Source organism: Syntrophobacterales bacterium (genome assembly GCA_031274925.1).
Taxonomy (GTDB): domain Bacteria; phylum Desulfobacterota; class Syntrophorhabdia; order Syntrophorhabdales; family Syntrophorhabdaceae; genus PNOM01.
This window is the reverse complement of record JAISPL010000025.1, coordinates 1-13,222: the sequence shown is the minus strand read 5'-3', so window position 1 is coordinate 13,222 and position 13,222 is coordinate 1. Positions and strand designations below refer to the sequence as shown.

Below are 13,222 nucleotides of genomic sequence, written 5' to 3'. Positions count from 1 at the left end.
TTCCATACCGTCTTGCCCTTGAACGTCCTTGCATTGCCCCCGGCTCAAAAGCATGTCATTACATGCTTCTTGTAATCTATATCCCGAATCTTCACCGTTATCTGAAAGATATCCACTACAAACAATCCTGTTTAGCCCCCATGGCGCCGCTGCTCCCACAGCCCTCGCGTAAGAGGTATACACTTTATCACCAGATTTTATCACGAAAATAGCGATCAATTCAAAGAACATGGCCTCCGCTTTATCTCCGGCACTGATCTGGTCGAACTTCTTAACCTACTAGCCTGCCTTGATGGTTCTTATCGCATCGTCGGCATGCTTGATCGTTACTGTTCTTTTCGCCGCACCGGACACTCACCGTCATTGCCTCCAACGCCACCGACGACGCCACAACTCCCAGATCTTCCGTATCTTTTTTCATCGTCTCCTGATTATGGGCCGATATAAACTGTGCGATAAAAGTAATCATGAAAATCAGCGACCACATTTAACGCCCTTTTCATGCTCATCCTTCTTTGCTATTTGATCATCTGCCAGGTAAACGGTCTTGCCGTTTCAACAAGAGTCGAGAATAAACGATTGGATGTGTATATTCCCTTCATTTCAGGAAAGCGTCACATACAAGCTTGAAGATCGCGACGGTCACGATGATAGAAAGAAGCCCGTATAAATCTGTTTCCTGTAAGGATAATAATCCTTCAACCTTGCAATCGAGTCCTCACCGTATTTCGTCCTTCCTTGTTCCATCTTCCGACAATTATCTCGCTTATTTAAGTCTCGTGTATAAAATATATATTGCTACTCCTGTGGAGGCCATCTGCTACCTATCCATCATTCGAGGAAGTCGTCTTTTCCGTCGGCGGAGCCTCCACAGGCTCGGGTTCCTGTTGTACTCTCTTGGCGGATCCATTATCCACCCCTAAAAAGGGTTCCACATTCCAACCGCCTCCGAGGGCCTTGATGAGAAGCACGCTCGCGGTCATTCTATTGTTCATAATGGTAGCTGCCGTCCTTTCAGCTGAAAGAGCTGCCGACTGCAACACGACCACAGCAAGATAATTGGCTGTCCCACCTTTGTACTGATTAAGGGCAATCTCCACAGATTTCCTTGCGGTTTTTACCGCATCGTCCTGCACAGAAGCCATCTCCTCCAGCATACGAAGGGATGCGAGGTTATCCTCCACCTCCTGAAACGCAGTCAATACCATCTGCCGATATGCAGCTATGGACTGATCATATGCCGCCCTCGCCTTGTCGCTCTGGGCAAATCTGAAGCCTCCGTCAAAAAGAGCCTGACTTACCATCGTTCCCAACGCCCAGTACCGGTTTGGCCATGTAAGCCAGTTGGACATGCCATTACTTTGATAGCCCATTGCCCCATTTAGAGTAACGGCGGGGAAATAGGCAGCCTTCGCCACGCCGATCTGGGCATTCGCCGCAGCCATACGTCTCTCCATGCCGGCTATATCTGGTCTCCGCTCCAGAAGCTCGGATGGAACGCCTGTTGGTACAAGGGGCGGCACTGTATCAAGAGGTGATACAGGAATAGAAAACTCGGAGGCTGGTTTTCCCACGAGCACGGCGATGGCATGCTCTGTTTGTGCTCGCTGGACTCCCAAATCAATTGCCTGAGCCCTTATACTCTTTAACTGGGTCTCAGCCTGAAGTACGTCTCCCCGTGAGACGATCCCGCTTTCATACTGGTTCTTCGTAAGCTGCAGCGCTTTTTCATAGGCAGCAACCGTGGTATCAAGAAGCTGTTTCATCCGATCTAGAGTCCGGAGCGTAAAGTAGTTCTGGGCAAGTGAGGTCTGGGCGCTCAGTCGCGCCCCTTTGAGGTCGGCGTCACTCGCCTGAGCATTCGCCCGATCCCCCTCCACCGTACGTCGTATGCGCCCCCAGACATCAAGCTCCCAACTGGACAGAGTGAGGGGGGCCGAATAGATGGTACTCGTGCCGGATGGCGTAGAGCCTGAAGTAAGACTCGAAGATCTCAACGAACGCGTTGCCGACGGATTAGTCGTTATGGTAGGGAAGAAAAAGGACTGGTCCATCCTGACCTGCGCAAGCGCCTGGTGAAGCACCGCCTCTGCTGCGGCTATGTTCTGGTTCGAAATATCCACCTGCTCTTCAAGGGCGTTCAATTGCGGATCATTGTAGATTTCCCACCATCTGCCCCGATCAATGTAGTCCGACGGTTCCGCCACTTTCCATCCCGCATTCTCCTTGTAGGATTCCGGAACTGGAACCGTAGGCCTCACGTAGTCAGGACCAACCGCACACGCAGTAAGGAACAGGAGTACCGTAAGGACAAAGACAGAGGGAATGATCCGAATGGAAACCGGCAACAGCCTCTGTATTTTTATCCTGTCTTTCGAATTTATCGATTGCAACATCTTTTCTCACCTCATCAGATCAAGGACCCGCCGGATCCTGACTCATTTCACTGCGACTACGCCAGATATGTTCCTTTCGCTCACCTTTAATCCAGGCCTTGAAGCGGTCAAGGTAAAGGTACATCACCGGTGTTGTGTAAAGCGTAAGCATCTGGCTTACCGTGAGACCGCCTACGATGGTAATACCGAGAGGACGGCGAAGCTCCGAGCCAACACCAGTTCCGAAGGCCAAAGGGAGCGCTCCAAGAAGCGCGGCCATAGTGGTCATCATAATAGGTCTGAATCTGAGCAGGCAGGCTTCATATATTGCCTCCTCAGGCCTCTTTCCCTCGCTCCGTTCCGCTTCTAGCGCAAAATCAACCATCATAATACCGTTCTTTTTCACAAGACCGATAAGAAGAAAAATACCGATGAGAGCAATAAGACTCAACTCAGTGCCGAAGATGCGCAGCGCAAGCATCGCCCCCACGCCGGCTGAAGGCAGGGTGGATAGGATTGTGATGGGATGAATATAGCTCTCATAAAGCATACCAAGCACTATGTAGACCGTTACGAGAGCTGCCAGGATCAAAAGCGGCTGGTTGGCCAAGGAGTCTTTGAACGCTTGTGCCACCCCGGCGAACCTTGTGCGGATGGTTCCTGGCAATCCCATGTCACGCTCGGCTTTCTCGACCGCCGCTACCGCATCCCCGAGCGATACCTTGGGGGCCAGATTGAAGGAGATAGTGACCGCAGGAAACTGGCTCTGGTGTGGAACTGCAAGGGAGGTGGAATTCCGTTCAAAATGCGTAAAGACACTGAGGGGCACCATGGAACCGGCGGTGGACGGAACGTAGATATCCTTAAGAGAATCGGGACTCTGCCGGTAGCTGGGCGCCGCTCCCATCACCACGCGATACTGGTTCAAGAGTGTATAGGTAATCGAGACCTGACGCTGGCCATATGCATCATATAATATGTTATCAATCAGCGCCGCGTTGATGCCAAGTCTGGAAGCCGTGGCTCTGTCAACAACGAGTGTGGCCTCCAGCCCTTTGTTTTGCTGGTCGCTACTCACATCCACCAACTCCGGCAAGGTGCGCAATTTCTGGAGAAGACGAGGGGACCATGTCGTCAGGTCCGAAAATTCGGCGGCCTGCAATGTATACTGATATAGGGCATTGCCCATCCTGCCACCCACACGCAGGTCCTGAACAGGCTGGAGATAGGTAGGCGTCCCGGGAAGTCCCGCAAGTTTATTTCTGAGCCTCGCCATAAGCTTCGCCATATTTGTCTTGCGCTCTTCAAAGGGCTTCAGCGTGACGAAAAGGGTCGCAGTGTTCGCCGCGCTGCCGCCGCCGGTAAAACCTGCGGCATAAAGCACTTCTGGGTCTTCCTTTATGATGTCTATCACAGTTGCTAGTTTCGCCTTCATGGCTTGAAATGAAATGTCCTGTTCCGCCTGTATCGTACCCCGGATACGTCCTGTGTCCGTTTCCGGGAAGAACCCCTTCGGAGCGGTATAAAGGAGAACGATACTTGCAATCACCGTAGCCACCGTGATGCAGAGCATGAACTTGTGATGGCGGAGTGCCCACCTGAGCGTCACGTCGTATCTGCCCTTCATCCAATCAAAGACACTCTCACTTGCCTTGCAGAAACGATGGTTCGAGAATTTATTTTCCGGCCTCAAAAGGGTCGCACACATCATGGGAGTGGTGGTGAGGGAGACCACGAGGGATACTAATATCGCCGCAGACAGGGTGACTGCAAACTCACGGAACAGGCGGCCTACCATCCCCCCCATGAGAAGGATGGGGATAAAGACCGCGACAAGAGAAATGCTCATTGAGATGACCGTGAAGGCGATCTCCCTCGACCCCCTTAATGCCGCCTGCATGGGAGACAAACCTTTTTCCATATACCGGGTGATATTTTCGAGGACAACGATCGCGTCGTCCACCACAAACCCAGTCGCTATGGTAAGCGCCATAAGAGAGAGGTTGTCGAGGTTGTAGTTACATAGGTACATGATCCCAAAGGTGCCGATAAGGGAAACCCCCACCGCAACGGCGGGGATAACCGTCGAGCGGATGCGTCTCAGGAAGCCGAAGACCACGAGGATCACGAGAGCGGCCGAAACGAGGAGCGCCTTCTCCACATCCTTGAGAGAGCCGCGTATGGGTGGGGTCCTGTCCTGTATGACAGAAACCTTGACGCTTCCAGGCAAGGCTGCAGCCAATTGAGGGAGGATATCCCGGACACGGTCAACTGTACCGATAATATTGGCCCCTGGCTGGCGGAAAATGATCACCATTACGCAAGGCTTGCCATTTACCATTCCGGCGGTGCGGATGTCCTCCACCGAATCCTCAACAGTGGCCACGTCAGGAAGCATTACGGCTGAGCCAGACTTATACGAAACAATTACCTGACGGTAATCGACTGCCCTACGAAGCTGGTCATTGGCAGTAATTTCCCACGTTCTGTTGCCCTCCGTCACTTGGCCTTTCGGTCGGTTCACACTGGTCGAGGCAAGTACTCCACGCACATCTTCCAGACTTATCCCGTACTTATTTAGGGCGGTGGGATTTAAATCCACCCTGACCGCAGGGAGGGAACTACCTCCCACGATTACCTGTCCCACCCCCTTCGTCTGGGAAAGTTTTTGTTGCATTATACTGGACGCCGCGTCATATAACTGGGGCACACCTATCACGTCAGACTGAAGGGCAACGATAAGGATCGGCGCATCTGCAGGGTTTACCTTCCGGTAGATCGGATTGTTTGGAAGATTGGGCGGCAAAAAACCCCGCGCCGCGTTGATCGCTGCCTGCACATCACGGGCAGCCCCGTCGATGTTGCGGTCAAGGTCGAACTGGAGCGTAATACTCGTAGAACCGCGAAAACTAGTGGATGTCATTTCCGTGACGCCCGCGATGCGGCTAAACTGGCGCTCAAGAGGAGCTGCTACCGACGTAGCCATGGTCGCGGGATCGGCTCCAGGCAACCCCGCGTTTACCTGGATAGTGGGGAAGTCTACCTGGGGAAGGGGGGCCACTGGCAGCATCTGGACTGCAACTATGCCGGAGAGTACTATTGCAAGTGTAATAAGCGTAGTCGCTACCGGTCTATGGATGAAAACAGATGAGATATTCATTGGGAATTACGGCCGTCCTCGGCACTGTCCGATGTTCCTGACCGACTGGTGCGCACCCATCTGGCCATCCGATCGAAGGCAAGATAGATCACTGGAGTTGTGTAAAGAGTCAATAACTGACTGACGACAAGGCCGCCCACGATGGTAATGCCGAGGGGCCGCCTTAGTTCCGACCCTACCCCCGTACTGAGAGCCAATGGTAGCGCCCCGAGAAGTGCCGCCATGGTAGTCATCATAATGGGCCGAAACCTCAGGAGAGAAGCCTGATAAATTGCATCCGCCGGACTCTTCCCTTCATTGCGTTCCGCTTCCAAGGCAAAGTCCACCATCATGATACCGTTTTTCTTCACAATACCTATGAGTAGAATTATGCCGATCAGGGCAATGACACTAAACTCCGAGCGACAGACCATGAGCGCGAGAATCGCCCCCACGCCGGCGGAAGGGAGTGTGGAAAGGATCGTAATCGGGTGGATGTAGCTTTCGTAGAGTACTCCGAGGACGATGTAAACCGTTATCAGAGCAGCCAGTATGAGGATCGGTTCATTTTTTAGGGAAACCCTGAATGCCTGGGCAGTGCCTTGAAAATTTCCTCTGATGCTCGGTGGGAAGTCCATCTTCTTCTCCGCAGACTCAATCGTGGTGACCGCATCTCCGAGGGCCGCCTTCGGCGCCAGATTAAAGGAGATCGTCGTGGCAGGAAACTGACCCTGACGACTGATAACCAGCGGACCCGTTGTCTCGGATGCCTTGACGATTGAGTTCAGAGGCACCTGTACGCTGTGCGTGCCGCGCAAATATATGGACTGGAGTGCGGATGGTCCTTGCTGAAAGTCAGGCTTTGCCGTAAGGACGACACGGTACTGGTTCAGTTGGGTAAAAATGGTGGAAACCTGCCGCTGGCCGAAGGCGCTGTAAAGGGCATCGTCGATCTGCTGCGGCGTAATCCCAAGTCTCGATGCCGTACTACGGTCGATTTCCAGCGCCAGATACAGTCCTTTATCCTGTTGGTCACTGCTCACATCACGAAGATCGGAATGGTTGCGGAGTGCCTCCACGAGCTTCGGCGACAGGGTGTTCAGCTCATTGATATCAGGGTCTTCGAGAGTATACTGATACTGAGTTCTGGTTACCCTCGCGTCCACAGTAAGATCCTGCACGGGTTGCATGAAGAGCGTGATTCCTTCAACCTTCTCAAGTTCCGGTTGAAGCCGACGGATCACGTTGGACGCGCTTACCTTCCTGACTGACAGTGGTTTGAGATTGATAAGTATTCGGCCGCTGTTGATCGTTACATTGGTCCCATCTATACCGATGAAAGAAGAAAGGCTTTCAACCGCCGGATCTTTCAGAACAACTCTGGCCAGCGCCTGCTGACGTTCTGCCATAGCGGGGAAGGAGATGGACTGAGACGCCTCCGATATCCCTTGTATAACTCCCGTATCCTGGATGGGAAAGAAACCTTTAGGGACATAGTAGAATAGCAGCATGGTACCAAACAGGGTACCCACCGCCACCCAGAGAGTGGCTTTTTGTCGCTTAAGAACCCATGTCAGAGTTCTCCCGTAGAACCCGATCATCCGGTCAAATATCCTCTGAGAGGAGGTGTAGAATCGTCCTTCCTGTGTCGCACCCTTGTGTTTTTTAAGGAGTTTGGCGCACATCATGGGTGTGAGGGTAAGCGATACAATTGCCGAGATTACTATGGTAATGCCCAGGGTGATGGCAAACTCACGGAAAAGACGGCCCACCACGTCAGCCATAAATAGCAGTGGAATCAGAACGGCGACAAGGGAGACGGTGAGGGAGAGAATGGTAAATCCGATCTGCTTTGAGCCTTTAAGCGCCGCCTGGAGCGGGTGGTCTCCAGCCTCAATGTATCGTGTCACGTTCTCAATCATGACAATAGCGTCATCCACCACAAAACCGGTGGAGATAGTAAGCGCCATGAGGGAAAGGTTGTTCAGACTGAACCCGAGGAGATGCATGGCCCCGAACGTGCCGACAAGAGAGAGAGGCACGGCGACACTCGGGATAACCGTCGCAGAAGCATTACGAAGGAAAAGGAACATCACAAGAACAACGAGGGCTACCGCGAGCATCATCTCGAACTGGACATCATGGACCGAGGCCCGTATAGTACTGGTACGGTCGGTCAATATGGAAACCTTCACTGCGGGTGGCAACGTACCCTGAAACTGAGGGAGCACTCTTTTTACCCGGTCCACCACTTCAATGACGTTTGCTCCGGGCTGCCGCTGTATGTTCACAATGACCGCAGGATCACCATTCATCCAAGCAGCCTGTTTCACGTTTTCCGCATCGTCGATCGCTTCGGCCACGTCGGAAAGCTTCACGGGCGCGTTGTTGCGATACGCAACAATCAGATTACTGTATTCCTGACTCGTAACCAGTTGGTCATTGGCGCCTATAATGTACGAAAGCCGCAGACCATCAAAGCTCCCTTTGGCCTGATTTACATTGGCGGAAGCAATAGCCGACCTGAGGTCATCCAGCGTCAGGTTATATGCGGCAAGGGCCACTGGGTTCACGTGAATCCGCACCGCTGGCCTCTGGCCTCCGCTGATACTCACGAGACCCACTCCGGGGAGTTGAGAAATTTTCTGGGCAAACCTAGTATCCGCTAAGTCTTCCACCTGAGTCAAAGGCATGGTCTTTGAAGTAAGCGCGAGTGTCAGTATCGGTGCATCGGCGGGGTTCACCTTGCTGTAGACGGGTGGGATTGGGAGATCCTTGGGCAGATAGTTAAATGATGCGTTTATGGCTGCCTGGACCTGTTGCTCAGCCACATCAAGGGAGAGATCAAGGGTAAACTGGAGCGTAATTATAGAGCTGCCGCTTGAGCTGGTGGAGGTCATCTGAGTAAGGCCGGGCATCTGGCCAAATTGGCGCTCCAAAGGGGCAGTCACTGAAGAGGCCATGACTTCGGGGCTTCCCCCAGGATAAAACGTCCTGACCTGAATAGTCGGATAATCGACTTGGGGAAGGGCGGATACGGCAAGCTGCTTATATGCCACGGCACCACTCAGGAAAATGGCGATCATAAGCAACGTCGTTGCCACGGGTCGTGTGATGAAGGGGCGGGAAATATTCATCAGCGTCCCTTGGGGGAAACTCCTTTGTTGAAATCTCTCAGATCCACTTTTATGCCTTCCCGGAGCCTTTCCGCACCATCCGTAACCACCATTTCACCGGGCAAGATCCCTGTCGTTATCACGGCATCGCCTCCCTGGACCTCTCCCATACCGACCGGGCGCACAGTCACCGTCCGGTCCTCTTTAACCACGTACACAAATGTACCCTGAGGACCCCTTTGTATGGCAGACAAAGGTACTATCGTGACACCCCGCCTCACATCCACTAACAGGCGGACATTTACGAATTGGTTTGGGAAAAGTTCATTTTGTTTGTTGTGGAATGTTGCCTTCAGTTTGACGGTTCCTGTGCTCGTGTCGATCTGATTGTCAATCGTGAGCAACGTTCCTATGGCAAGTTTCTGCTTCTGCTCCCGATCAAACGCTTCGACCGATAATTCCGCTCCGGCCATGTATCTGCGAAGGACCTGTTGAAGATGGTCTTCGGGGATGGGAAATGTCACGGCAATGGGCTGGAGCTGGGTAATTACGATGAGGCCGTTCGTGTCAGCCACGCGAACTATGTTACCTGGATCAACAAGGCGAAGTCCTATCCTGCCACTTATGGGCGCGGTGACACGGCAGTAGGCCAACTGAAGTTTTGCATTGCTAATCGCCGCTTGGTCGATCTTCACCGTACCTTCGTATTGCCTCACGAGTGACTCTTGGGTGTCAAGCTGCTGTTTCGAGACTGAATCCTGCTGCCAAAGCGTCCGGTAGCGGGTGGCGTCGACCCTGGCATTTGCGAGAAATGCCTGATCCCGTGCCAACTGCCCCTCGGCCTGAGCCAGTTGCACTTCGAAAGGTCTTGGATCGATCTGAGCGATCAGGTCCCCCTTCTTCACAAGCTGACCTTCCCGGTAGTAAACATCCATCAGTTGCCCATCAATGCGGGTTTTGACTGTGACCGTATAAACCGGAGTGACCGTCCCGAGTCCGCTCACATAGATGCCAAAATCTCCTTTTCTGGCAGCCATTGCCGTAACTGGTACTATCCGCGCCTGGTTCATTGGGGCCTGTTTGATCTGGTCTTGGGCCGTGCCAGGTCTTATGAGGAGTATGTAAATTCCCGCGCCCAGAAGACAGGCTACGAGCAAGACAATCCACCACAAAAAGCGCATTTTCACAGGCTGCGCTTCGGCAGATTTTTGCTGTTTGTCAGTTTCTTCCATATCCATCCTTTTTTTATCCTCCAAAAATCGTTGATCTCAATCTATGGCTTCAGATCATTTCATGGCCATAACTCTGCTCAATAATAGCGCAAAAAAACATACCGTGTCCCCCTCGCAGAACCAACTCATACCGAAGCGCATATATGGGACTCAAGGGCGAAGCCTTGTATGAGGGATAGAAACCTAAAAATATCCCAAACAAGAAGACTACCGCGCCATCCGGGGTGGATTCACCGTGGGTCAGCCCGCCACCAACGAGAGCATCTCCGAACCGGAGATTCCCGCTGTCATCCTGGCATTTGCATCGATCGCTTTCAGACCCAGCAAGGCCACCTAAGTGAAAACTTGACGGTTCTCTCCAATGTCATCCAAGCTCAGCGTCTCTCCTGAAGTTATCATCATGGTATATTCATTATGTCGAGCAAATATTCTTTTCGGATACGCGTGTGGCTCCTGAATATGTTCTTTTTCACATTTTTGTTGTGCTTTTTCATCTCGGCGATAAGGCCTTTTACAATCTTCCTTTTGGATGTATCGCCATGAGGGCATTGAGATGAGATGACAGGAAGGGTAAGCTTAGCGGCGAGGGTGATGATCTCCTTTTCTTCAACGTACGCAAGAGGCCTTATTATTGCTAGTTCACCGCCAAACATTTCCTGGTAAGGCCGCATGGTGCCTATCTCGCCTTGAAAAAAAAGGTTCAGGAGCATGGTCTCCACAATGTCATCCATATGATGGGCGAAAGCGATTTTGGTGGCACCCACAGTACGGGCAAGATCAAAGAGAGCTTTTCTCCTGTTCCAACTGCACCAGAAACAGCCGGGATCGTCCTCTGTGCCCCTCCAGCCTTCCGGAGCGTGGGTAATTACGTAAGGAGCCGACTCCTTCTCGAAATGCCTGACAAGGGCTTCCGTGTTCATCCATTTGAAAGCCATATCCACATGACACGCAATGATTTCATGCCTGACCGGCACATATTTCAGTCTTTCCTGCATGATGCGGAGCAGGGCAAGACTGTCCTTACCACCTGAAACAGCGATAAGGATCTTGTCCCCATCGTTAAGCATTTTATAATCCCAGACAGCCTTTCCTACCTTCTTCGTAATGAAGTAAAGGGCTTTCGGTACGTTCATGCAATTGATTCGGCAAGCTTTCGGGCTTCCTCTACATACTCCTGCTTTATGGGACCTTTATTCCTACAGCCAAGTGCTTCCATGTTTCCCGCACAGTCAATATTCAGGAGATCAAAGGTCTTTCGGAACATCCCGAGGGCAGGCTCGCATGTATCTTGCTTCTCATCCTCGCACGTCATAAGCGTAATCGCCTTCTTCCCTTTGATCCTGGAATTATAATTTTCATCCATAAAGGCAATCGATCTATCCATGGTGATTTTCAGCTGCCCCGACGGCCCGAACCAGTAGACTGGAGTGGCGTACACGATGAGGTCCGATTCCATGACGTATTTCCGTATGTCCTTCATGTCGTCGTTAATCCTGCACACACCGTTCTCCAGGCAGACGTAGCAGCCTTGGCACGGCCTGATGTTCAGGTCATTGAGATAAAGCATCCTTACGTTCCCGCCCCTAGCTTTCAACACATCCGACACTGTCCTGACAAGCTGGATTGTATTACCGTCCTTGCGCGGACTTCCAAAGAGAACAACTGTTTTCAAGGCACATCCTCCTTCTCTTGAGGTCAATAGAAAACATCTTGTTTAAATACCGGCAGGCCCCGGGATACTTTTCGGAAATTCTTCCGGGTACCAACACCTAATTATATCCGCTTTCGATTCAAAGGGTCAAGGTCCCCAACCAGCCCCTTTCTTTTCTTCCCTTTTCCCCTCCTCTCTCGCTTGGACATCTACTTCTGTCCCCCCTTACATTGACATCAAATATGGCCCTTCTCTCCTGTTTCGTCTATTATGACATGCCATACGCCTACTGAATGCGGGGTCCTAAATGGATATGAGGTTGCTGGAGGATAATCTTCCTTTCTTCAGTTTTTATATCAGATTTCCCTTGGAGAGGTTTCCAGGTATCGAAGGGTTCTTTGAGAGAACCATTCCTTTTCCACCGAACCTTCTGAAAGCTGCGTCTCTTTTTGAGAGATACCTTGACGAGATTTAATGCTCTTTAATCGGTTACAACCCATATCAAATATAGCAGAAACCAGCGGAACGCGGGATGTATATCTCTTGATGAACAGTATGTCACATAGCAAAAGGCCCTTTCAAAAGAGATTGAAGAAATCGAAGCTACCTTCACCGGCGTTTGAGAAAAACCGCAAGTCTGCTGACAAGCTTATCGCCCTTGTCTGGAAGTACGAAAACTTTGACACGCTGGCAACGACCATGTTCAACGAGCTTGTGAAAAAAATCCTTGTACATGAGCACAGGGAAATTGCAGGCAAAAAGAATACGAGGAACAGACAAAAGCAAAGAAAAAATGGAAATGGACGCACAAAAGAACGCCCTGCACCCAGAGGATATTGCAAAAGACATGTTCGTTTCTGCGAGCACCCTGCCAAAAAAGAGCCGGAAAAAGCGGAGGCAAAGACAGCTTGATTATACGGAATAGAGAGAAGAAACGAATACGTAACAAAGTATTCGCTTCTTTCATTTTGGGAGCAGGGTTAGAAAATGCTTATTTTCAAACAAGCAATCCCTATATTTTCATTAATGATATTTCACAATGCAACCAGTCGTCTACGGGCGACATCGCGGAGGTCTAAGGTGTGTTCGTAGATGTGGGTTACATGTTCTGTAGTATCAAAATGTCCCTCGTATGCCCCCACCTGCAACCATCCACTCATCATATACCACTTCTGTTTCACTCGTTGTCCGCGTGCAGAGATACTTTTCCGCGCTACCATTCGCAATCATTCTTAATATGTCTTTGTCGGTCAGGCGGTTCACCGCTTCTTCGCGACTATATTTGCTGTACAAGCCATTCTCGGCGATGTCAGCATAAATTTTTGTGCGCTGTTTTTGTCGGTCAGCCTGTCAGTCGCCTCCATGCGTACAGCACTGTCTTTGGCATTCTCAGCAACATGGGCCAGCAAATTTTGGTCGGTCAGTTTACTGACGGCTTTTAGCGCTTTTTCAAAATTATTGCTCATCCATCTTGGTTTTATTATATTTAATAATTTCATATCAACGTCCTCTGATATAAATTGTCTTCCCTTGCAAACTCACATTCACTGCGAGTCGAACCGATACGAAGCAATTATTATATCATATTAAGGGTCTTTCCACGAACTTCCTAAAATTTCTTGACTATTTTCACTGAAATATCATAAACGTCTTCGTTTCTGAAGTTAAATCTGAATTCGCATTCTTTGATGTGCAAGTAATAGTCTTGT

General features: G+C 50.9%; 10 protein-coding genes. 2 read left to right on the top strand and 8 right to left on the bottom strand.

Annotation, left to right across the window (positions count from 1 at the left end; all coding sequences use genetic code 11):
* Positions 1 to 271 precede the first annotated feature (271 nt).
* The 7 genes from LBQ00_04045 to LBQ00_04015 all read right to left on the bottom strand — a co-directional run bounded on the left by LBQ00_04045 (position 272) and on the right by LBQ00_04015 (position 11,534).
* Entirely contained in the window at positions 272 to 421 is a 150-nt protein-coding gene (locus tag LBQ00_04045; protein MDR2018032.1) for a hypothetical protein, read from the bottom strand.
* A gap of 403 nt (positions 422 to 824) precedes the next feature.
* Positions 825 to 2,396: an efflux transporter outer membrane subunit gene (locus tag LBQ00_04040; protein ID MDR2018031.1), complete on the bottom strand. Its 1,572-nt coding sequence runs from the start codon at positions 2,394 to 2,396 to the stop codon at positions 825 to 827.
* 19 nt (positions 2,397 to 2,415) lie between these two features.
* On the bottom strand, positions 2,416 to 5,535 hold the full coding sequence (locus LBQ00_04035; protein ID MDR2018030.1) for a multidrug efflux RND transporter permease subunit: 3,120 nt from the start codon (positions 5,533 to 5,535) through the stop codon (positions 2,416 to 2,418).
* Entirely contained in the window at positions 5,532 to 8,651 is a 3,120-nt protein-coding gene (locus LBQ00_04030) for a multidrug efflux RND transporter permease subunit (GenBank protein MDR2018029.1), read from the bottom strand. Before LBQ00_04030 ends, LBQ00_04035 begins: the two co-directional genes overlap by 4 nt.
* Positions 8,651 to 9,862 (bottom strand): MdtA/MuxA family multidrug efflux RND transporter periplasmic adaptor subunit, encoded by a 1,212-nt coding sequence (locus LBQ00_04025; protein MDR2018028.1) that lies wholly within the window; start codon positions 9,860 to 9,862, stop codon positions 8,651 to 8,653. The genes LBQ00_04030 and LBQ00_04025 overlap by 1 nt, the downstream gene beginning before the upstream one ends.
* Positions 9,863 to 10,260: 398 nt before the next feature.
* Positions 10,261 to 10,995 carry a hypothetical protein gene (locus tag LBQ00_04020; protein MDR2018027.1) on the bottom strand — a complete coding sequence of 245 codons (735 nt, stop codon included), beginning with the start codon at positions 10,993 to 10,995 and terminating at the stop codon, positions 10,261 to 10,263.
* Positions 10,992 to 11,534, bottom strand: coding sequence for a flavodoxin family protein (locus LBQ00_04015; protein ID MDR2018026.1), 543 nt, complete (start codon positions 11,532 to 11,534; stop codon positions 10,992 to 10,994). Before LBQ00_04015 ends, LBQ00_04020 begins: the two co-directional genes overlap by 4 nt.
* A 286-nt stretch (positions 11,535 to 11,820) precedes the next feature.
* Between LBQ00_04015 and LBQ00_04010 the strand changes: the two genes are divergently transcribed.
* On the top strand, positions 11,821 to 11,988 hold the full coding sequence (locus LBQ00_04010) for a hypothetical protein (GenBank protein ID MDR2018025.1): 168 nt from the start codon (positions 11,821 to 11,823) through the stop codon (positions 11,986 to 11,988).
* Between the two features lie 80 nt (positions 11,989 to 12,068).
* The gene (locus LBQ00_04005) at positions 12,069 to 12,425 is read left to right on the top strand and encodes a DUF4368 domain-containing protein (GenBank protein MDR2018024.1); all 357 of its coding nucleotides are present in this window, start codon (positions 12,069 to 12,071) and stop codon (positions 12,423 to 12,425) included.
* Positions 12,426 to 12,772: 347 nt separating this feature from the next.
* Here the strand turns inward: LBQ00_04005 and LBQ00_04000 are convergent, their stop codons facing one another.
* On the bottom strand, positions 12,773 to 13,012 hold the full coding sequence (locus LBQ00_04000; GenBank protein MDR2018023.1) for a hypothetical protein: 240 nt from the start codon (positions 13,010 to 13,012) through the stop codon (positions 12,773 to 12,775).
* Between the last annotated feature and the right edge of the window lie 210 nt (positions 13,013 to 13,222).